This window comes from Colwellia demingiae (assembly GCF_007954275.1).
GTDB lineage: Bacteria > Pseudomonadota > Gammaproteobacteria > Enterobacterales > Alteromonadaceae > Colwellia > Colwellia demingiae.
This window is the reverse complement of record NZ_VOLT01000013.1, coordinates 35,946-58,164: the sequence shown is the minus strand read 5'-3', so window position 1 is coordinate 58,164 and position 22,219 is coordinate 35,946. Positions and strand designations below refer to the sequence as shown.

Sequence of the window (22,219 nt, the reverse complement as noted above, 5' to 3'; positions counted from 1 at the left end):
GTAAATACACAAGGCGAATGGTCGGACCACTGTTTCAAGTGATTACTCTATTTAACAACATTGAAGCGAAATTAATTCAGTTTAGATAAGGATAAAAATTTATTTTGTTGAGTTTGTAAACAAAAATCACCTTGAATACCATTAACGCTAAGGTACTTTCGTAAGTGCATAGCAGGAAACTGCACTTTAACGCCTTGGGTTGTTGTGACGACAACATTTTGAACTGTGCCTTGGTAGTAAGGTAGAAATTCATTAGTTGTTATTTTAAGAGAGAAGTAATATTTCATATTTTAAATACATTAACGGATATAAATAGTAGTAACGTGCTAATTCGAAATCAAAGCACGTTACTACCAGGTGATATACCTAGTTTTCTAATTGGTAATAGGTTGAATTAATCATTGAGTGCAGCATCAAGCTTTTCTTTTAAATCATTAGACAAGTTGGTTAATGCCTGTAATTTAACTAACTCTGCTTTCATCAACTTTTGATGTGCGGGGGCAAAACTTTTATATTGAATTAACGGTGTAATTAGTCTTGAAGCAACTTGTGGGTTAATTTCATTTAATTTAGCAATTTGATTTGCTAAAAATTGATAACCTCGCCCTGTCTGACAATGAAAATACTTAGGATTATTCATTGCAAAAGCACTAATTAATGAGCGCGCTCTATTTGGATTTTTTAAGCTAAATTGTGGATGCTCTAATAACTTGTCAAGTTGTGCAAAAACATCTTCACTGACCACACTAGCATTCAAGGCAAACCATTTATCCATAACTAGTGTAGTTTGTTGCCACTTATTCTCGAAATGTTCTAATTGTTCATTTAAGTCGTCTAGATTGTTTTTTGAGCTACAAGTTAAAGCAGCCAAACTATCGGTCATGTTCTCTTGTAAGATGTCATCATTATTCGTAGCTTGTTGGTATTGTTGTGTAACCAAATACTGATATTCAGGTAAAAGACTTAAATACGCCAAACAAACATTTTTTAATGCTCTATTCGCTACAGCGTTTTCTTTTAAATCATCCTGCTGACAAGCTTTATAGCTAGTGAGTAATTGTTGCTGGGTGCCTCGAGCAATAAAAATAGCAAGCGTGGTTATCGCATTGGTCAATGCTATTGGGTCAATATCTATCATCAAACTAGCAGCTTCATCGAAGCTAGGTAATGATAATTGCTCAGCAATGAAGGCGCGATCGCCACCACTATTCAACATATCATTGATTGCATTGATTAATTCAGTAGGGACAGTGTAATCAATATCAAAAGTTAATTGATGTAAGTATGACATTAATAATTTCTGACCTGCATCCCAGCGACAGAAACTATTATCAGCTTGCTTCATAATGGTTAATAAGCTGGTATTGTCTTGATCAAAAATCAACTTAACTGGAGCACTAAAATCAGCAAGCATTGCTAAAGTTGGTTTGCTGGTAAAACCATTAAACTGCCAACTTTGCTCGGTTTGGGTCAATTCTAATAACTCACTTTGAGAAGGCTCGTCATTATTTTCACTGATTAATTCAACCTTGACTGGAATATGCAAAGCTTGTGGATTTTGTTGGTTTTTAGTTATTGGTGACTGCTGTCTTAAGGTTAATGTATAAATGTTAGTTTGTGAGTCAAACATTTCTTGTGCTTTAACCACAGGCGTTCCAGACTGACTATACCATAACTTAAATTGAGCTAAATCTTTACCACTAGCATCACTCATCGCATTGATAAAATCATCACAAGTGACTGCCATCCCATCAAAACGAGAAAAATATAAGTCCATGCCTTGTCTAAATTTATCTACACCAATTAATGTATGCAACATACGAATAACTTCTGAACCCTTTTCATAAACAGTTAGGGTGTAAAAGTTATTCATTTCTAGTACTTTTTCAGGTCGTATTGGATGCGCCATTGGGCCTGCGTCTTCAGCAAACTGCTGTGAACGTAATAGGCGTACGTTTTGAATACGCGTCACAGCACTTGAATGCATTTGGGCACTAAATTGCTGATCTCGAAAAACGGTTAAACCTTCTTTTAAGCTAAGTTGAAACCAATCACGACAGGTGACGCGATTTCCGGTCCAGTTATGAAAATACTCATGTGCGATAACCGCTTCAATATTAAAATAGTCACTATCTGTCGCGCAGTGACTATCTGCAAGTACGAATTTGGAATTAAAAACATTTAAGCCTTTGTTTTCCATCGCGCCCATATTAAAAAAGTCTACCGCGACAATCATGTAGATATCTAAGTCATATTCAAGACCAAATGTCTCTTCATCCCACGCCATTGATTTTTGTAGTGACGTCATCGCATGTTCAGCTTTAACCAAGTTACCTTTATCAACAAATATTTCAAGGGCAACTTCTCGTCCCGACGCCGTAGTAAAGCTATCCTCAAGTAGGTCAAAATCACCCGCGACTAAAGCAAAAAGATAACAAGGTTTTGGAAATGGGTCATGCCAAGTAACAAAGTGTTTATTGTTCGACAATTCACCACTCGCTACTTTATTACCATTAGATAATAAATAGGGATATAAGCTTTTATCAGCGATAACTTTAGTGGTAAATGTTGCCATCACATCAGGTCTATCTAGATAATAGCTAATACGTCGAAAGCCTTCTGCTTCACATTGAGTACAAAAAGCATCACCTGATTTAAATAATCCTTCTAGCGCCGTATTTTCTTGTGGATTTATCTCGGTAGTAATAATGAGGGTAAAATGGCTTCTATCAGGCAAGCTACTTGCCGGAATAATTAATAGCGTATCATTTATTTGATATTGTTCTTTACTGAGCGCCTGATTATCAAGCACTAATGATACTAATGTTAAATGCTCACCGTTTAGTTGCAATGCTTGTTGATTATCACCTTTTCGCTCTAGGGTCAGTTCACTAACCACTTGGCTACAGGTGTCATCTAAATGGATAGTTAAATTTACTGTGTTAATAGTAAAATCAGCTGGGCGGTAGTCCGCTAAAAATCGTGGTGCTGTGTCTGCTAAAATAGATGACATAATAGAGCCTTACTTTGGAGAAGAGAATTAAGCTGTTGCTTTATGAGTTGTTTCATTAGTTGTTTTATTAGTCAATTTCTTAATATTAAAACCAATAAAGCCATAAATAACAGCAAGAATTGGGTTAATCCAATTAAAGAAACAATAAAACATATAATCAAGTGGGTTAACTAATAACACCCCTGACATATAAACCGCACAAGTATTCCATGGGATAAGCGGTGAAGTAATAGTACCTGCATCTTCCAGAGTACGGCTTAATACTAAAGGGTCTAAACCTCTTCGCTCGTATTCTTCTTTATACATGCGACCTGGCATTACAATGGCCATATATTGATCTGCTGTTAAAATGTTAGTGCCGATACAAGTTGCCACTGTACTCGCGATAAGACTACCGGTTGATTTAGCAGAAGCTAAAATAACTTCAACAAATTTTTTCAACATACCTAAGTGCTCTAATACCGCACCAAAACTTAACGCGCACATGATAAGCCAAACAGTATTAAGCATAGAAGACATCCCTCCTCCACTGAGTAAGGAATCAAGCTGACCGTTACCCGTTTCAATCACTACACCATCAAAAAAGGCCGTCCAGATCACTTTAACATTTGCTGTAATCAAATCAGTATCTCCGCCTAAGCGCACGATTAACTCTTGCTGAAATACCAATGCCCAAACGCCACCAATTAAAGCACCAATTGCAACCGCGGGAAAGGCAGGTACTTTTTTAATGGCCAGCGTTAATAAAACCAATAAAGGTACTAAATTAAAGACCGAAATATTAAATTGTTCTGCTAACTGCTGGCTTAACAAATAAATACTGTCATTATTTACTGTAATGGTTTCATTAAGTCCAATAATGATGAACAAGACTAGCGCCGTGATAATAGAAGGCGCTGTTGTCCAAAACATATAACGTATATGAGCAAAAAGTTCACTACCTGCAATAGCCGGAGCTAAATTTGTCGTCTCTGAGAGAGGAGATATTTTATCACCAAAATAAGCACCCGAAATAACAGCACCTGCAGTAACCGCCGGAGATAAATCTAGCCCTTGAGCTATACCAATCAAAGCAACACCTATTGTAGCTGCGGTAGTCCACGAACTACCAATACTCATAGAGACTATCGCACACATTACACAAGCCGCAGCATAAAACCATGATGGATTTAATAACTGTAATCCATAATAAATCATGGTCGGTACAGTCCCTGATAATAACCAAGTGCCAATTAGCGAGCCTACGGCGAATAAGATTAAAACCGCACCAAGAGAAAGAGAAATACCATTCACAATAGCTTTTTCAATGGACTGCCAGTTGTGCCCATTTTTTACGCCAACAATAATAGCAACGCCCATGGCCATAAGTAGTGCTATTTGATTCGGACCATAAGATGAATTATCGCCAAAATAAAATACGGCTAGGGTGAGTAAACAAATTAAAGTGATCACTGGAATGCTTGCATCGAGCATACTTGGTTTTTTTGGGAGATTTAACTCAGACATGTAATGTAAACCTTTTTTATTATTGTAGTTATACCAATCGGATTAATTAACGGTAGGCTAATATCATTGTGTTTATATAAAAATAAAGCCGCCTCGATGGGCGGCTTTATTATGCAAATACTGCTTATTTTTTTGCTATTTTGCCTAAAGATACAAAATCGAAAGTTATACGAGCCGCCTCATCTAAAAATGGGTCTAAATCATCAAGCTCATCAGATAAATCATCTAAATCGGTTACTTTCTCTTTTCCTAGAAGCACAAGTTGTTCATTAACACGCACTAAACGTTTACTTTTACGCTCTTCGCGTTCAGATTTACGTGTCGCAAGGTTCAATGAAATAGTTTTATCATCTTTTTCTGCTTGATAAATACTAATATCTTCCAGTAAGTAATTAAACTCTGGGTTGTCTTTAATTCGTTGCTGATAAAGTGAACTCAGATATTCAATATCTGTATTGAGTTCATTCAATGGCGAATATTTGGCTTGTTGAATTTGATCCCAAGGTAATGCGTTTTCTTCTTTACTTTCGCCCCAATCTTCTGGGTTTACCGCGGCAGGAAAAGAAATGTCAGGTAAAACACCTCTATGTTGAGTGCTACCGCCATTAATACGATAAAATTTAGCGATAGTATATTGAATACTTCCTAAAGGCTTTTCATATAAGTCATATACACGACCTAAACCACGATGCTGTTGCACTGTACCTTTACCAAACGTATGTTCACCAATAATGACACCACGACCATAATCTTGAATGGCAGCAGAGAATATTTCAGATGCTGAAGCACTATAGCGATCAACCATTACGGTTAGTGGACCATCAAAAAAGCTAACACCATCGCGATCACTGTTAACTTGAATACGATTTGCGCCATCTCTAATTTGAACAACAGGACCTTTATCGATAAACAATCCCGTTAATAAAGTCGCTTCACTCAATGAGCCGCCACCGTTACCGCGAAGGTCAACAATGATGCCCTCCACTTTCTGTTCTTTCAGTTTGGCTATTTCTTTTTTTACATCTTTAGATAGGTTGTTGTAAAAGCTAGGTATAGTAATAACGCCTAATCTCTTACTGTCTGCCACATCTGGATTTTCAAGATAAACCTCTGACTTTGCGGCTCTATCTTCTAATTTAATAATATCTCTAACTATAGAAACCACTTTAATATTGGCTTCATCGTCACTATCACCTGATAATATTTGCAAGCGAACTGTAGTGCCTTTAGCACCTTTAATTAACTCGACCACATCATCTAAGCGCCAACCGATAACATCTTCAAAATCTTTATCACCTTGGGCAACGCCAACGATACGATCTTTTGATTTCAATTGTTTAGACTTATCTGCTGGACCACCCGTAACAACACGGTGAATAACAGTATAATCTTCAATTGAGCGTAACTCTGCACCAATCCCTTCAAGTGACAAGTTCATATCAACTTGGAATCGTTCTGCATTACGCGGAGATAAATATGAAGTATGTGGCTCAACAACACGAGCAAAGCTATTCATCACAAGTTGGAAAGCATCTTCACTTTCACTTTGCTTTAAACGTTTAATCGCGTATTCATAGCGCTTAGTTAATACTTCTTTAATTTTTGGCCATTCTTTCTTGGTTAGCGTCAGGTTTAAAACATCTGATTTAACCTTTAATCGCCATAATTCATTCAACTCAGCTTCACTAGCAGGCCAAGGTGCTTCTTCACGATCAAAAGAGTAAATTTCTTCTTTAGTGAAATTGAAAGGGTTTTTATCGCCTTTACTACTTAATAAACTGACAGCATATTCATAACGCTCTAAACGTCTTTGCATATTTAAGTTGTAAATATCGTAAGCAGTTTCTAACTTTCCACGTGTCAATACGGTGTCGAATTCCAGACGGTATTGCTGGAAATCATTAATATCAGTTGCTAAGAAAATATTTCTAGCATAATCAAGTTGTTTAATATAACGGTCAAAAACTTCACCTGATAAAGCATCGTCAATGGTAACTTTCTTATAATGCGCACGAGTGAATCGTGCCGTAATGCGCTTGCTTGCTGTAGCATGCTGAGTTTCAGGCATGAGTACAGGGAGTTCTTCTGGAGTAATTGGTTTTTCAAACGCAACAGCGCTTACTGATAAACCTAACGATAAAGATACGGCGAGAGCGATACGACAAAATTTTTGCATGCATTAACTTCCTATTCAATTTCTAAGTGACCTAACGGTTTTTGTTAGGCCTAGCCGCCAAACCTAATAATGGCGACTTTTGACTGCTTACAAGTAGATGTTTTGTAGTTGAGTTTTGATAACCATGCCAGAATCAAGTTGTACACTGATATCTTTACCTGATATTTCAGTGATAGTCGCTTTCATTGGTGAATTACCCAATTGCACTCTAACTTTACTACCTACATTGATTGTAGTTGATTCAACAGATTTAAGTGGCTCTACTTCTTTTTTCACAGCTTTTTTCGGTGTTGATTTCACTGTTTTAAATTTAGTTGATTCACGTTTCTTATCAGCTGGCTTATTATTAGCTGCTTCTGTTGAGCCTTGTTTACCTTTATAAGGCTTTTTAGCTTCGGTGTCTGTCGCTTTTTTGTTACCAAATTTTTCTTGGCTTTCTTTAAGCGTTTTGCTGGCATAAGCTGCTTGATCTTCATCAATTTCAGCAACGTCTTTACCATCAACGTCTACACGTGAATTGCCAACCTTGATAACTTTTAGATAACGCCAGCTGCTCGTATAATGTCTTAATGCTTGACGTAAACGAGTTTTGCTCACCGTTTCGTCATCATCAAGCTTTTCGGCTAGATCTTGGAATATACCAATTTTAAGGGGTTTAACAGGACCTTTAATAGAAAAACACTCTGGGAATTTTTCAGTTAAATAAGCAATGATGTCTTTCGTACTTGTACGTTTAATTTCAGTTTCCATAACTACACTTTTTTTTACAATTTAAATTAAATTAAGCTAACTTCATTTTTCAACAAGATTTAACTCTAGCAAGAAAATAGCGCCAATGTTTATCTTTCTTTATTCTTCAGATTGGAGATGTTGCTCGGGATTATCGATCACATGCTTACACCAATCATATATATCATCTGTTTCTATTTCAGCAATCGCTTCTTGGCCTATCCAGGTATCCCAAATGAGTGCCAATAACTGCTCTAAAACTTCCGTATCGATATTTTCATCCGCTAAGTCGTACATAGTATGATAAATTTCATTCATACGCTCAGCAACTTCTTCTTCCTGACCATCCCAGTCCCCAACGATTTCTTGGGTTACTAGATAGTCATGAATGACTACAAATTCTTTCATTAAACTTTCACTTTCTCTATAAATTTTAGACTACAGGTTAAACTTGCGCATTATTCATAGCCGCAATATTTTGCTCGAAAGCCTGAACTATTGACATAATACCCTGTTCGTCTTCTAGATCAAATCGGTCAAACACTGTGCTATCAATGTCTAAAATAGCAATTACTTTACCAGCAATTTTAACAGGAACAACGAGTTCAGCATTACTACTTGCATCGCAGGCAATATGACCATCAAACTGATGAACATCTGAAATTCGCTGAACTTCTCCTGTAAAACAACAGGTACCACAAACACCTTTACCGACAGGAATTCGAATACAAGCAACTTTACCTTGAAAAGGGCCAAGCACCAATTCATCATCGATAAGACGATAAAAGCCAACCCAATTTACATCCGCTAATCGCTCAAACAGCAAAGCACTGATATTTGCCATGTTTGCAATAATATCAGATTCATCGTTTATTAGCGCCTTAGTTTGCCCTAATAGTTCATGATATAATTCAGCTTGATTACTCATTTAAAGGCACCATTGAAGAAAGCTATGATAAAAAGCGCTAACATACCTAAAAACACACGATAATTAAAGCTTTTCTCGAACAAATGGCCAACTATTGCAAGTTATTAGTTCATTTATCAATCTTGAAGGCTAAATTTAACTAAAACACGGGCTGTAATGGTTTGACTACCTATTAAGGATGAATGTGCTCTTGGGCTTGAGTCTTTCATCATTGCCTCTGCATACATAGGTCGATAATGATTACTTGACTGCTCTCTAATCAACTGTAATTTTTCTATTTTTCGCCCTGCTTGTTCTGCCATACGCTGTGCTTTTTGTTTTGCATGGCTAATAGCTTTTAATAAAGCTTGTTGGTAGTACTCGTCTCTTCCTTCCACACTCATAGATAGTGAAGAAATATGGCTGACATTTATTTTAATAATTTTCGCTAAAAAACTATCGTAATCATCAATTTTATTAAAATTCACAGTAATTTGACGACTTAATTCAAACAATGGTCTTTTATGGTCATTAACACTATTTGTTTGCTGATTAATACTTTGGCCATCAATATAAACACTGCCTTGTTTCAGCTTGTTAAGTTCAAGTCCCTGCACTTGTATTGATGGTTTTTCTTCTACTATACGTAAATTAACCCGTGCAGAAGTGATATTTCTCTCTTTTACCGCAAGACTTTTAGCTGCATTAATGACTGAATTACTCTTTTTATCAACTAATACTTTTAACTTATTCGGTACACGGCCACGTTCAGTAATTGTTAACGTTAATGAGAATTGATCAGGTATAACTACTACACTGCCCTGACCTGAGACTTCAATCCCTGCGTCATCAAAAGAAAAAGCGTAGCTTGGAAAAAATAAACAAGTCAAAAGTGTCGAGTACGATGTTATGCGCTTTAGGTTTAATAAAGTGCTCATAGGTGAACGAAAAGATAACAAACTCATGTTAGTGCCTTAAATAAAGTGTTAAATGTACTAAACCCGTTACTCACGAAATACCAGGTTTTGTAGGTTGTGTGCCATTTATTGCTGCACCTAAAACTAAAAAGGCTAGCAAACTCTGTAAAACGTATGTTAATTGATAACGGGTGTATAACAGGAGGAGTTTTCCTACTTAAGTGCTTTATTTTTATTAATAAACTTAAGAAAGTTTTCTTTCTCATCTTTGTTCGCCTTCTGCCACCAGTATTTGAGCATAGGAACAGTGTCTACTTTGTTGATAACCTTGTTATTAAAGGCTTGGCTATCTTCAGCAGTAGTCATGGTTGTGCTATTATTTTGAGAGATAACTACTGGGGCTGATAATGTAGTAACCACTTTAGTTACCTGTTGACCCAATTTATAATCACTAAGCGTCTCTAATTCTAAAACCAATTCTTGTTTATTTTCATCGAGCAAGATAACTTCTGGTGATTTAACAAAGCGCTCAGCCGAAGCTAAATCACTAATTTTACTTGTAGATAAAAATAATTTCTGCTGATTTTCTACTACCAGTTTAACGACGAAGTAATCAGACTTTACCAGTCTATCCTCACCCATATCTAAGTCTTCAAAAACATCTTTATATTTAATGACTAAGGTATGTTTCCCTTGAGTTAAATCAATCGTTCGTTTTTTTGATAAAAAACCATGTTCAACTGCTTTGTCATCAACATCACGTAATATCAAATTATCAGTAACCATTAATGTCGCAGCATTAGCCTCAACAGCAATAAAACTGCCTAACAGGAGACTGGCACAAAGATAACTCAGTAGTGAATTGTTCAAAAATTTTGCGGGGGTGGTCATTGTAGTCAAGCTTGAATCCTTTATAGCGATGATATGTAATTACTCTTTATAAACTGCCTAGCGAATAAATAAAAGAAAAAAGATGTGATAAAGGTTAGACATTCATTCAACCCCATGCGTATTATCCATGCAAGTTAAAATGTAGTGAGCAAACATGGATGGCAAGAAACTCGACATTAACAAACCTTTTTCTAAGTACTAAAAGAAATATGGGTCGCTTGATTAGCCATATCGTCAAAGCTGACGATATCGATGATATAGTCCAAGAAACCTTTATTAAGACTTATGAAGCCGACTTAAAACAAGAGATTAAGTACGTTCGCAGCTATATGCTCAAAACGGCAAAAAACCTTGCGTTAAATCATGTAGCTCGATGGGATAATAAATATAATGATTCTCTAGAGGATTTTACTCAGCCACCTGTTCAATTAACTAGCGGAAAAGTTGAAGACGATTATGAAAGCAAAGAACAGTTCTTATTTTTTTGCCGTGCTACCGATCAACTATCAGGTTCAGTGCGTAAATGTTTTATTTTAAAGAAAGTCTACGGATTAAGCCAAAAATAAATTGCTCGTTATTTAAATTTAAGTGAGAGTACTGTCGAAAAACATATAGCACAGGGCCTGCTAAAAAGTACAAAATATATAAAGCGAATGAATCACGGTCATAGTGTTAAAGGTGCTAAACAAAACACCAAGTACATAGCGTCCAAGTAAAAAAAACAGTTTTGAAATAGAGTAATAAGAATGGGTAATGTAAGCCAACTATTCGGCAAAGATAACAAACAAGAAGAAGATAGTATCCAAGACCTTGCTTGTCTTTGGATCAGTCGTATGGATCGAGGATTAAGTGCATCTGAACAACAACAACTTGTTGATTGGTGTAAGCAAAAGACTCAACACCATAATGCACTACTTGAGATGGCTTCTTATTGGGATGATTTAAGCGTTTTGAATGAATTAAGTGATTTATTTCCGTTAATACAGCCAAAAGTGGGCAATCAACGGAACAAGTACTCTGCTATCGCCCTAGCGGCAAGTGTCGCCATTATCTCTATCATAGGCATCAATACATTCGTCAATGAATCATTTTTACCTTATTTACCGTCTTTTCATGAACAGACATTAACGCAAACTGATACCTTGAAAACTCAAGTGGGTGAACAAACAAGTTTTACTTTGCAAGATGGTTCACAAATCCAATTAAATACTAACAGTCTTATCAAAGTGGACTATAGCCCCACACAACGTCTACTTACACTGGTGCGAGGCGAAGCCCGTTTTGATGTCGCTAAAGATAAAAACCGTCCGTTCACCGTCACTGTGGGTGAAAAGTCTTTTACTGCACTAGGTACAATATTTAATGTCCAAAAAAACGATAACCAAGCAATGGAATTGGTTGTTACCGAAGGGAAAGTATTAATCACCAAAGCAACGACTTCACTAACTGATATTAAAGATACTTTACTTTCAGTGAGTACAGCATTTATGCCGGATATAAATGAAGCAACGTTAGTTACTTCTGGCGAAAAAGCGGTGATAGTCCAAAACTCAGCACCGATTGCTAAAACACCAGTTGAGAAAGTATCTTTAGATCAAATTAACCGTGATCTAGCTTGGCAGCAAGGTATGCTTATTTTTGAAGGTGAACCTTTATCAATGGCGCTGACAGAGATTAGCCGTTATACCTCTAGTAACTTTGAGATAGTTGACAGTAAACTATCTGAGTTAACGGTTGCTGGTTACTTCAAAGCTGGGGATATTGATGGCCTATTAACCTCATTACAAAGTAACTTTGGCATTATTTATCACAAAAACTCCAGCGGTACTATTTTACTTTCCTCCGCAGAATAATCACCATCATATCGTAAACCCTCTCTTATTTAGTTGATAAATAGCCGGTATTTTTTACTGGCTATTTGACTACATATAGAACAATATAAAAAAAAACAAAAAATAAATTAGAGGATTCCCCCTGCTTAACTGTTTATTACTATTGCACAGTTGGCGAAATAAACTTCGTCTGAATCAAGCCTCGTTTAGGCATGCCTTGTTACTTAATATCACCTTAGTGATGATGTTATCAACAATAAGTCATGTCCAGGCAAAGGAACTAATTCGCTTTGATATTAATAAACAACGAGCTGATAAAGCTTTAATTGCATTTGCCCAAAAAGCCAATCAAACGATAATTTTTTCCTTTGATTTAGCCAAGCAATATCAAGCAAATACTTTGAAAGGTTATTATCCTGTTAACCCGGGCCTAAAAAAATTATTAAATGGTTCTGGTCTAATCGCTGTTGTTAATACCTCTGGTCAACTGAGCATTCAAGTTGATTCACATAACAAGAGAGATATAACAATGAGAAATAAAAACATACACGCCGCGCTAATACCTATTTTACTCGGTGCAGCTAGCCAAACAGCATTAGCTCAAGAACCAGCACAAGTACAAGAGGAAGAAGTAGAGAAAATATCCATAGTCGGTAGCCGCGTGGCTGGCCGATCTGTCGAAGACTTACCTGTACCTGTTGATATTTTATCAGCAGAGGCGTTAGCTAATACTGGCCAGACAGAAGTTGGCCGAATGCTCCAAGCCATTGCCCCATCATTTAACTTTTCTAGCTCATCTATCAGTGATGGTACCGATGCTTTACGCCCCGCGACATTGCGAGGTCTAGGACCGGATCAAACCCTAGTACTGATTAATGGCCGTCGTCGTCATCAAGCCAGTTTAATTCACATCAATACATCTGTTGGCCGAGGCACAGCAGGTACTGATATGAATGCTATCCCTGCAGCGTCTATCAAACGTATAGAAGTATTACGTGATGGTGCTGCCGCACAATATGGCTCTGATGCAATAGCAGGTGTTATTAACATCGTACTTAACGATGCCGATGAAGGCGGTAAAGTCGCGGTGTCTTATGGTGAATATTCAGAAGGTGATGGTGAAACAACCAATGTAGATATTTCTAAGGGCTTTAGCTTAGGAGATAATGGTTACCTTAATACTACCCTTAACTTTAGAGATCGTGGTTTTACTAATCGCGCAGGCTTGCATGGCTCATGTCAATTTTCAGGATGTATTGAACAGGCTAATGGTGATTTATTATTAGGCGACCCTAGAGAAGCAACAGCAACCCGATCTACCTTTAGAATTGGTGATGCCGATGCCAGTCAGTTTGGTTTAACTATCAATAGCGGTTATGAATTAGGTGATGGTGAATTGTATGGTTTCCTTACTTACTCAAATCGCGATAATGAATCAGCAGCATTTTTCCGCCACAACAATAATAATGGCGGTAATGCCCCACTACAAGATGGCGATGCGACTATTACAGCCGGATTTTTACCTAAGATTAATACTGAAATAAAAGACATTTCTTATAATTTTGGTTATCAAACAGAATTTTCAGATGGTTCGTCTTTAGATTTTTCGTATACCTATGGGCAGAACAATATTGATTACGTCACCAGTAACACAATTAACTCTTCTTTTGCTAACTCATTACGCTATAGCTCAAGTTTAAGCGCAGATGAAATTAGAGCATCGATTCCCCGCCAAGCGTCAGCTTACGGATTAGAGTTATCCCTGCAAACGTTAAACCTTGATTATACGCAAGACTATGAATACTTTTCATTAGCCATGGGCGCAGAAATTAGAACGGATGAGTTTAAAGTAACTGCAGGTGATGAATATTCTTATCGCGACTATGATACCGATGAATTAGGCAATAGCTTATATCCTGATGACCGTTCTGCCGGTACTCAAGGATTTGGTGGTACAGCGCCAATGCAAGCCGTAGATGAAACCCGTGATGTCATCTCATTTTATATTGATGCTGAAACCGAGGTTACCGAAGATTTAATCGTCAGTGGCGCCGTACGTTACGATGATTATGAAGGCTTTGGCGACAGTACCAACTTCAAATTAGCCGCTAATTGGTCTATCACTGAGGCTATCGCTATTCGTGGTGCTATGAGTACAGGTTTTAGAGCTCCATCAATGCAACAACTCTACACTGACAACATAAGTACTCAGTTCCAAACAGACCCTGCAAATCCTGGCGGCGATCAAATTGCCGTACAAGTGGGTACTTTTCGCAATGACTCAAACCTAGCTAAGGCAATAGGTATACCTGAATTAAAAGAAGAAGAAGCCACTAACTTTAGTTTAGGGACTGTCATTAATATTACAGATGACATTAACTTAACCATCGACTGGTACTCTATCGATATTGATGATCGAATCGTATTAAGTAACTCCCTAGGTCAAGGTTTGTCACCTGCTTTAGATGCCGCACTTATTGCATCCGGCGCTGGTGCAGGTCAGTTTTTCCTTAATGGTGCTGATACTGAAACTACTGGTATTGATATCATTGCAACATGGAATACCGAACTACTGGGTGGTGACTTTAATTTAACTGCAGCTGCGAACTTTACTGAAACCGATGTGGTAAATATCTATACCCCACCAGACAGTGCATTGGGTAGTATCGATCCAAGTGATGTGTTTTCAGAGCAAGCCGTTTCTATTATTGAAGAATGGCAACCGCAAGATCGTATCAGCCTAAGCGGTTTATACACTATTGGTGATGTAAGTATTAATTTAGCCTTCAATCGTTATGGTGAATATACAGTTACCGATGGTGGCACACAAACCTACGGTGCTGAAGTATTAACTGACTTACGTGTTAACTATCAAGTAACTGAGAGCTTATCATTTAACATTGGTGGTAATAACTTGTTTGATGTTTACCCTGATGAAAACACCATAGGTAACTCACGTTCAGGAACAATAGTGGATGCAAGTGGCGATGTTGTAGTAAGTAGCCCTGGCGTATTTACTTATTCACGTCGTTCGGCTCCTTTTGGATTTAACGGCGCATTTTATTATGCAGGTGCTGAATTTAAATTCTAATTCTAGCGAGTCGTAGATAAAAAAAGCGCAGAGTAATCTGCGCTTTTTATTTTAAAACTGTTCGTCAATGTTAAAAGATGCTCATATTAGCTTTATCAATAAAAAGATGATCAAACCATAGCAAACCATTCTTTAAGTTAAACATTAAACAGTTTCGAATTTATTCAAACAATGCTGGCACCCTTACCTGACCTTCCATAAGTACTCGAGCACTTCGGCTCATACTTACTTTTTTCACCGTCCAGTTACCATTAACACATTCAGCTTGTGCGCCGACTTTTAGTGTGCCTGATGGATGACCAAAAGTTACCTCGCTTCTTTCTCCCGAGCCAGCAGCTAAATTTACCAGTGTGCCTGGAATAGCAGCAGCAGTACCAATAGCAACAGCAGCAGTTCCCATCATGGCATGGTGTAACTTACCCATAGAGAGTGCACGTACATGTAAATCAATATCACTAGCAGCAATATTTTTACCGCTAGAAGAAGTATAAGCTTTTGCAGGTGCAACAAACGCTACTTTAGGGGTATGTTGACGTGAGGCAGCTTCAGAGATATCACTGATCAAGCCCATTTTTACTGCGCCATAAGCACGAATGGTTTCAAAACGCGCTAAAGCTTTGTCATCACCATTAATTGCCTCTTGAAGCTCTGTACCTGTATACCCTATTTCGTCTGCATTTAAGAAAATAGTTGGAATACCTGCCGTTATCATGGTCACTTTAAACGTGCCGATATCAGGTACAACAAGATCATCAACTAAATTACCTGTTGGGAACATCGCTTCGCTTGGGTCTACTGGTGCAACAAAGTCCACTTTCACTTCAGCTGCAGGGAAAGTTACACCGTCTAATTCAAAATCACCGGTTTCTTGCACTTCACCTTGTGTGATTGGTACATGGGCAATAATTGTTTTGCTGATATTTTTTTGCCAAATTCTTACTTCGCAAATACCATTCTCAGGTACTCTGTCTGCACTTACTAATCCTGAGCTAATTGCAAAAGAGCCAACCGCTGCGGTAAGGTTGCCGCAATTGCCACTCCAATCGACAAACGCTTTATCAATGGCCACTTGCCCGAAGAGATAGTCAACGTCGTGATCCACTTGTTCTGATTTAGCTAAGATTACCGTTTTACTGGTACTAGAGGTTGCTCCGCCCATACCATCAGTTTGTTTGCCGTATGGATCTGGGCTACCAATTACGCGTAATAACATATTGTCACGCGGTTCACCTGGAACCTGACAGCTTTCTGGCAAATCGGTTAAATTAAAAAATACACCTTTAGAGGTACCTCCACGAATATAGGTAGCAGGTATTTTGACTTGAGGCTTGTGCACTTGAGAATCGTGAGACATCACGTTTTCCTTTTATTTATTTAATAAAAAAGCGGTACTAACACAACTGTTAAGTACCGCTTAAATGATTATTTTAGCGAAACTTAGCTAGCGTTTGACTGAAGAAAATCAGTTGCGAACTTTTGAAGAACACCGCCGCCATCGTAAACTGAAACTTCTTCAGCAGTATCTAAACGACACTTCACTGGAATCTCAATTACTTCACCATTTTTACGCGTCATAATCACAGTCATAGCACCACCTGGAGCTGTAGTACCTTCAACATCATAAGTTTCAGTACCATCAATGCTATAAGTATTACGTGTGTCACCATTGGTAAATTCGAGTGGTAAAACGCCCATACCAATCAAGTTAGTACGGTGAATACGTTCAAAGCCTTCTGAAACGATAACTTCAACACCCGCTAAACGAACACCTTTTGCTGCCCAGTCGCGTGATGAACCTTGACCATAATCAGCACCAGCGATAATGATTAATGGCTGTTTGCGTTCCATGTAAGTTTCGATAGCTTCCCACATGCGAGATTCAGTACCTTCAGGTTCAATACGTGCAAGTGAACCTTGTTTAACTTCGCCATTGTCATCACGACACATTTCATTGAACAATTTCGGGTTAGCGAATGTTGCACGTTGTGTTGTTTCATGATCGCCACGATGCGTTGCATATGAGTTAAAGTCTTCGTGTGGAACGCCCATTTTATCAAGATAAGCACCTGAAGCACTGTTTAACTGAATAGCGTTAGACGGTGATAAATGATCTGTTGTGATGTTGTCACCAAGTACCGCTAAAGGTCGCATACCTTTCATGGTACGTTCACCGGCTAAAGCACCTTCCCAATAAGGAGGACGACGGATATAAGTACTGGTAAGATCCCAGTCGTATAATGGACTTTCCGCTGGTTCAAAAGCGCCTAAATCGAACATTGGCGTGTAGATTTTTTTGAATTGCTCAGGTTTAACACATGATGCAACAATTGAATCAATCTCTTCATCTGATGGCCAGATATCTTTCAAAGTAATGTCATTACCGTTTTGATCTTGTCCTAATATGTCTTTTTCTATATCAAAACGCATCGTACCCGCAATGGCATAAGCAACAACTAATGGTGGCGACGCTAAGAAAGCTTGTTTAGCGTGTGGATGAATACGACCATCAAAGTTACGGTTACCTGATAATACTGCTGTTGAGTATAAATCACGGTCAATGATTTCTTGTTGAATTTTCGGGTCTAATGCACCCGACATGCCGTTACACGTAGTACATGCGTAGCCAACAATACCAAAGCCTAGTTTCTCCATCTCAGATAATAAACCAGCTTCTTCTAGGTAAAGTTTTGCAACTTTTGAACCAGGAGCGAATGACGATTTAACCCAAGGTTTACGTACAAGACCTAATTCGTTTGCACGTTTTGCCACTAAACCAGCAGCAATAACGTTACGTGGGTTAGAGGTATTCGTACAAGAAGTAATAGCGGCAATAATTACCGCGCCATCTGGCATTTCGCCATTAGCTTCTTGTGCTTTACATAGGTCTAAGTTTTTAGCGATATCTTTAGATACAAGATCAGCAGTCGCTAATCGACGATGTGGGTTAGATGGACCCGCTAAGTTACGACATACCGTTGATAAATCAAATTCAATAACACGTGGGTATTCTGCATCAACTAAATCGTCAGCCCATAAACCTGTGTGTTTTGCGTATGTTTCAACAAGTGCTACTTGCTCTGGCTCACGACCAGTAAGCTTTAAGTAATCAATCGTTTGTTGATCGATATAGAACATACCTGCAGATGCACCGTATTCTGGTGTCATGTTTGAGATAGTTGCACGGTCACCAATGGTTAAAGCTTTAGTGCCTTCACCGAAAAATTCTAAGTAGCTTGAAACAACTTTTTGGTTACGTAAAAATTCAGTGATCGCAAGTACCATATCGGTTGCTGTGATACCTGGTGCACGTTTACCCGTTAACTTAACACCAATAATATCAGGTAAGCGCATCATAGATGGGCGACCAAGCATTACTGTTTCAGCTTCTAAACCACCAACACCAATCGCGATAACACCTAAAGCGTCAACGTGTGGTGTATGTGAATCAGTACCAACACAAGTATCAGGGAAAGCAACGCCGTCACGGGCTTGAATAACTGGTGACATTTTCTCTAAGTTGATTTGGTGCATAATGCCGTTACCAGCAGGAATTACATCAATATTTTTAAAGGCTGTTTTAGTCCACTCAATAAATTCAAAACGGTCTTTGTTACGACGATCTTCTATATCACGGTTTTTCTGAAATGCATCAGAGTCAAAACCCGGCGCTTCCACTGCAAGAGAGTGATCTACGATTAACTGTGTTGGAACAACGGGGTTAACTTTAGAAGGATCACCACCTTGTTCAGCGATTGCATCACGAAGACCAGCAAGATCAACTAAGGCTGTTTGACCTAAGATATCGTGGCAAACAACACGTGCTGGGTACCATGGAAAATCAAGTTCTTGTTTAACATCAATAAGTTGTTTTAATGAATCGGTAAGTGCAGCTGGATCACATCTACGGACTAATTGCTCAGCTAAAACACGCGAGGTATAAGGTAGTTTTGCGTAGCTACCAGGAGTAATCGCTTCAACCGCTTCACGCGTATCAAAAAAATCTATATTCGCACCAGGAAGCGGTTTGCGGTAATCATAATTCATAAGTTAATCCAGGAAAATATCAAATAAAAGAATTGTCAAATAACATATACCCGTTACCAATCAAGATGTTTGACTAAAAGGGCTTTAAACGGCCCTTTGAATGGTAACGGGTATACATTGCTTAAATCTTTAAGAGCTCAATTAAATAATGGTATTTGCCACTAATTCAAGAAAGAAAATATGAGCATATGAAACTATGCGATTATTTTATAACGATGAAGTGGTGGCAAATAACAAGTCTCTACTATCTCTCTGAGATAGGCTTAACTGTACGTGGTTCAGCACCAGTATAATCAGCACTTGGACGGATTATTCGGTTATTAGAGCGTTGCTCCATTACGTGAGCAGCCCAACCAGTTAAGCGTGAACAAACAAAAATAGGTGTAAACAGTTTAGTTGGAATACCCATATAGTTGTAAGTAGAAGCATGGAAGAAATCAGCATTACAGAATAATTTTTTCGTATCCCACATAAACTCTTCACAAGCAACTGAGATATCATAAAGTGATGTATCTCCATTTTCTGCTGCTAGTTTTTCTGACCATGCTTTGATAATGACATTACGTGGATCTGAGGTGCGATAAATTGCATGGCCAAAACCCATAATTTTTTCTTTGCGCTCAAGCATACCAGCCATTTTTTCTTTGGCATCTGCAGGAGAAGTGAACTTTTGGATCATATCCATAGCAGCTTCGTTAGCACCACCGTGAAGTGGTCCACGTAAAGTACCGATTGCACCCGTAATACAAGAGAACATATCTGATAAGGTTGATGCACATACACGCGCAGTAAACGTTGACGCGTTAAACTCATGCTCTGCATATAAAATCAACGAAACATCCATCACACGTTCATGCTGTGCAGATGGGCTTTCACCATTAAGCAGACGTAAGAAGTGACCACCAAGTGATTCTTCTTCACTAGTACAATCAATTTCAACACCATCATGTGAAAATTTATACCAGTAACACATGATTGCAGGGAACGCCGCTAATAAACGGTTAGCTGCTTTATTTTGTTCAGAAAAATCAACTTCTGGCTCAATATTACCTAAAAAAGAACAACCTGTACGCATAACGTCCATAGGATGTGTATCTTTAGGGATAAGTTTTAAAACTTCTTTTAATGCTTTTGGAATATCACGCATCGCTAGTAATTCAGCTTTGTACTCAGCTAGTTCACCACGTGTTGGTAATTCACCGTTGAATAATAAATAAGCTACTTCTTCAAAGGTAGCATTATCAGCTAAATCAGAAATATCATAACCACAATAGGTTAAACCACTGCCTGATTGACCAACAGTACAAAGAGCCGTATCACCTGCGCTTTGACCACGTAAACCTGCACCACTAATTTTTTTATCTGACATAATTCTTTCCTCATTCTTTAATATTTTTATAGGTAAATTACTTATTTTTTCCATCAGCAAATAACGAATCTAGTTTTTGCTCATAATCGTGGTAGCCAAGGTAGTCATATAAATCCATGCGTGTTTGCATGTTGTCAATTTCAGCTTTTTGATCACCATCATTTAATAGTGTTCTATAAACAGACTCAGCGGCTTTATTCATGGCACGAAATGCTGATAATGGATAAAGCACCATCGCACAACCCCATTCACCTAATTGTTCTTTATTCCAAAGTTCTGTTTGACCAAATTCAGTGATATTGGCAAGAACCGGAACATCTAACGCTTCTGTAAAGGCACGATAATGTTCTTCTGTTTGAATCGCTTCTGCAAAAATACCGTCAGCACCCGCTGCAACGTATGCTTTAGCACGTTCAATGGCAGCTTCTAGACCTTCTTGAGCAAAAGCGTCTGTACGGGCCATAATGAAAAAATCAGGGTCAATACGTGCATCAACAGCGGCGCGAATACGATCAGCCATTTCTTCTGTTGAAACAATTTCTTTATTTGGACGATGACCACAACGCTTTTGCGCCACTTGATCTTCAATATGAACAGCTGCAGCACCTGCTTTTTCCATATCACGAATAGTTTTAGCTATATTAAATGCACCACCCCAACCCGTATCAATATCAACAAGTAAAGGTAAGCTTGAAGCACCGGTAATTCTTTGTACGTCAGCAACAACATCATTCAATGACGTCATACCAAGATCTGGTAAACCATAAGAGGCATTGGCAACACCGCCACCTGATAAATATATGGCTTGATGACCTATTTGCTCAGCCATCATAGCGCTATAGGCATTGATAGTGCCTACAACTTGTAGTGGTTTGTTATTTACTAACGCTTGGCGAAATTTTGCGCCTGCAGATAATTGACTAGTCATGATATATTTCCTCTTAAGACTTGATGAGTTGTATTTTGTTTTGCTCTTTTTGAGCGATTTCTTTTGTTATTTTGTTTTCTATATTTTTACGTGATGCAGCAATGTGACGTCGCATTAGCATTTCTGCCAATTCTCCATCTCTATCTGCAATTGCTTGGATTATTCGTGAGTGTTCATCAAAAGCACGACTAGCTCTTGGACTATTCATGCCAAATTGACAACGATACATACGAATTAAGTGATATAACTGGCCACAGATCAATTCGATTAATTGTTTATTATGACTACCTAAAATAACCTTATAATGAAAATCAAGATCACCTTTTTCTTGGTAGTAAGCTACCCCGTCTTGCAACGCTTTATCACCTGCATGTTGAGTTAGCATATCTTGCATATGCGCTACTTCTTCATCGGTCATATTCAATGCCGCTTGGCGACACGCCATGCCTTCAAGTGCTTCTCTTGTTATATATAACTCAAGTAAACCTTCTATAGTGCAATCAACGACACGTGAGCCAACATTTGCCTTACGCTCTATCAAATGACATTTTTCCAAGCGGTTTAACGCTTCACGTAATGTAGAACGGCTTATTTGGTAATGCTTAGCAAGCTCAGGCTCACTTATTTTACTACCAGCAGCCATCTCACCTTCAACAATGGCAAATTGAAGTTGTTCAAAAACTTTATCTGCCGTAGTAACTGCGGCTTGTTTGGTTGGATTTTGTAAAAGCATAATGTGCCTTATTAACCTAAATATTAACTTTATGGTAATGTTGTCGAACTACATAACATTGTCGACAAACATAATAATATGAA

The 22,219-nt window shown here is 38.1% G+C and carries 16 protein-coding genes and 1 pseudogene; 3 read left to right on the top strand and 14 right to left on the bottom strand.

The annotated features are described in order from the left end of the window. Positions 1–71: 71 nt before the first annotated feature. The 9 genes from ESZ36_RS19810 to ESZ36_RS19770 all read right to left on the bottom strand — a co-directional run bounded on the left by ESZ36_RS19810 (position 72) and on the right by ESZ36_RS19770 (position 10,139). Complete coding sequence (locus ESZ36_RS19810; protein ID WP_146791079.1) at positions 72–287, bottom strand: DUF2835 family protein; 216 nt, start codon at positions 285–287, stop codon at positions 72–74. A 107-nt stretch (positions 288–394) separates the two neighbouring features. Further along, entirely contained in the window at positions 395–3,013 is a 2,619-nt protein-coding gene (gene pepN / locus ESZ36_RS19805) for an aminopeptidase N (RefSeq protein WP_146791077.1), read from the bottom strand. A gap of 27 nt (positions 3,014–3,040) precedes the next feature. Then, a complete protein-coding gene (gene nhaC / locus ESZ36_RS19800; protein ID WP_146791075.1) occupies positions 3,041–4,519 on the bottom strand; it encodes a Na+/H+ antiporter NhaC in 1,479 nt (492 codons plus the stop codon). 124 nt (positions 4,520–4,643) lie between these two features. Next, positions 4,644–6,695: a carboxy terminal-processing peptidase gene (prc, locus tag ESZ36_RS19795; protein ID WP_146791073.1), complete on the bottom strand. Its 2,052-nt coding sequence runs from the start codon at positions 6,693–6,695 to the stop codon at positions 4,644–4,646. 87 nt (positions 6,696–6,782) lie between these two features. Further along, positions 6,783–7,445, bottom strand: coding sequence for an RNA chaperone ProQ (proQ, locus tag ESZ36_RS19790; protein WP_146791071.1), 663 nt, complete (start codon positions 7,443–7,445; stop codon positions 6,783–6,785). Between the two features lie 99 nt (positions 7,446–7,544). After that, the gene (locus ESZ36_RS19785; protein WP_146791069.1) at positions 7,545–7,832 is read right to left on the bottom strand and encodes a hypothetical protein; all 288 of its coding nucleotides are present in this window, start codon (positions 7,830–7,832) and stop codon (positions 7,545–7,547) included. Between the two features lie 37 nt (positions 7,833–7,869). Next, a complete protein-coding gene (locus ESZ36_RS19780) occupies positions 7,870–8,352 on the bottom strand; it encodes a GAF domain-containing protein (protein WP_146791067.1) in 483 nt (160 codons plus the stop codon). Between the two features lie 116 nt (positions 8,353–8,468). Beyond that, the gene (locus ESZ36_RS19775) at positions 8,469–9,296 is read right to left on the bottom strand and encodes an SIMPL domain-containing protein (protein ID WP_146791065.1); all 828 of its coding nucleotides are present in this window, start codon (positions 9,294–9,296) and stop codon (positions 8,469–8,471) included. 165 nt (positions 9,297–9,461) lie between these two features. Further along, positions 9,462–10,139: a YccT family protein gene (locus ESZ36_RS19770; protein ID WP_146791171.1), complete on the bottom strand. Its 678-nt coding sequence runs from the start codon at positions 10,137–10,139 to the stop codon at positions 9,462–9,464. Positions 10,140–10,297: 158 nt separating this feature from the next. Here ESZ36_RS19770 and ESZ36_RS19765 point away from each other — a divergent pair. The 3 genes and pseudogenes from ESZ36_RS19765 (at position 10,298) to ESZ36_RS19755 (ending at position 15,062) form a co-directional block, all read left to right on the top strand. Next, positions 10,298–10,855: pseudogene (locus tag ESZ36_RS19765) on the top strand (RNA polymerase sigma factor). Positions 10,856–10,885: 30 nt separating this feature from the next. Next, a complete protein-coding gene (locus ESZ36_RS19760; protein ID WP_146791063.1) occupies positions 10,886–11,992 on the top strand; it encodes a FecR family protein in 1,107 nt (368 codons plus the stop codon). Between the two features lie 220 nt (positions 11,993–12,212). After that, positions 12,213–15,062 (top strand): TonB-dependent receptor plug domain-containing protein, encoded by a 2,850-nt coding sequence (locus ESZ36_RS19755; RefSeq protein WP_425457426.1) that lies wholly within the window; start codon positions 12,213–12,215, stop codon positions 15,060–15,062. 160 nt (positions 15,063–15,222) lie between these two features. Here ESZ36_RS19755 and prpF read toward each other — a convergent pair whose 3' ends face one another. The 5 genes from prpF to ESZ36_RS19730 all read right to left on the bottom strand — a co-directional run bounded on the left by prpF (position 15,223) and on the right by ESZ36_RS19730 (position 22,136). Next, the gene (prpF, locus tag ESZ36_RS19750) at positions 15,223–16,416 is read right to left on the bottom strand and encodes a 2-methylaconitate cis-trans isomerase PrpF (RefSeq protein ID WP_146791061.1); all 1,194 of its coding nucleotides are present in this window, start codon (positions 16,414–16,416) and stop codon (positions 15,223–15,225) included. Between the two features lie 83 nt (positions 16,417–16,499). Beyond that, positions 16,500–19,106, bottom strand: coding sequence for a Fe/S-dependent 2-methylisocitrate dehydratase AcnD (gene acnD, locus ESZ36_RS19745; RefSeq protein WP_146791059.1), 2,607 nt, complete (start codon positions 19,104–19,106; stop codon positions 16,500–16,502). A gap of 244 nt (positions 19,107–19,350) precedes the next feature. After that, positions 19,351–20,475 carry a bifunctional 2-methylcitrate synthase/citrate synthase gene (prpC, locus tag ESZ36_RS19740; protein ID WP_146791057.1) on the bottom strand — a complete coding sequence of 375 codons (1,125 nt, stop codon included), beginning with the start codon at positions 20,473–20,475 and terminating at the stop codon, positions 19,351–19,353. A gap of 37 nt (positions 20,476–20,512) precedes the next feature. Beyond that, entirely contained in the window at positions 20,513–21,403 is an 891-nt protein-coding gene (gene prpB / locus ESZ36_RS19735) for a methylisocitrate lyase (RefSeq protein ID WP_011043628.1), read from the bottom strand. A 13-nt stretch (positions 21,404–21,416) separates the two neighbouring features. Beyond that, a complete protein-coding gene (locus ESZ36_RS19730) occupies positions 21,417–22,136 on the bottom strand; it encodes a GntR family transcriptional regulator (protein WP_146791055.1) in 720 nt (239 codons plus the stop codon). Between the last annotated feature and the right edge of the window lie 83 nt (positions 22,137–22,219).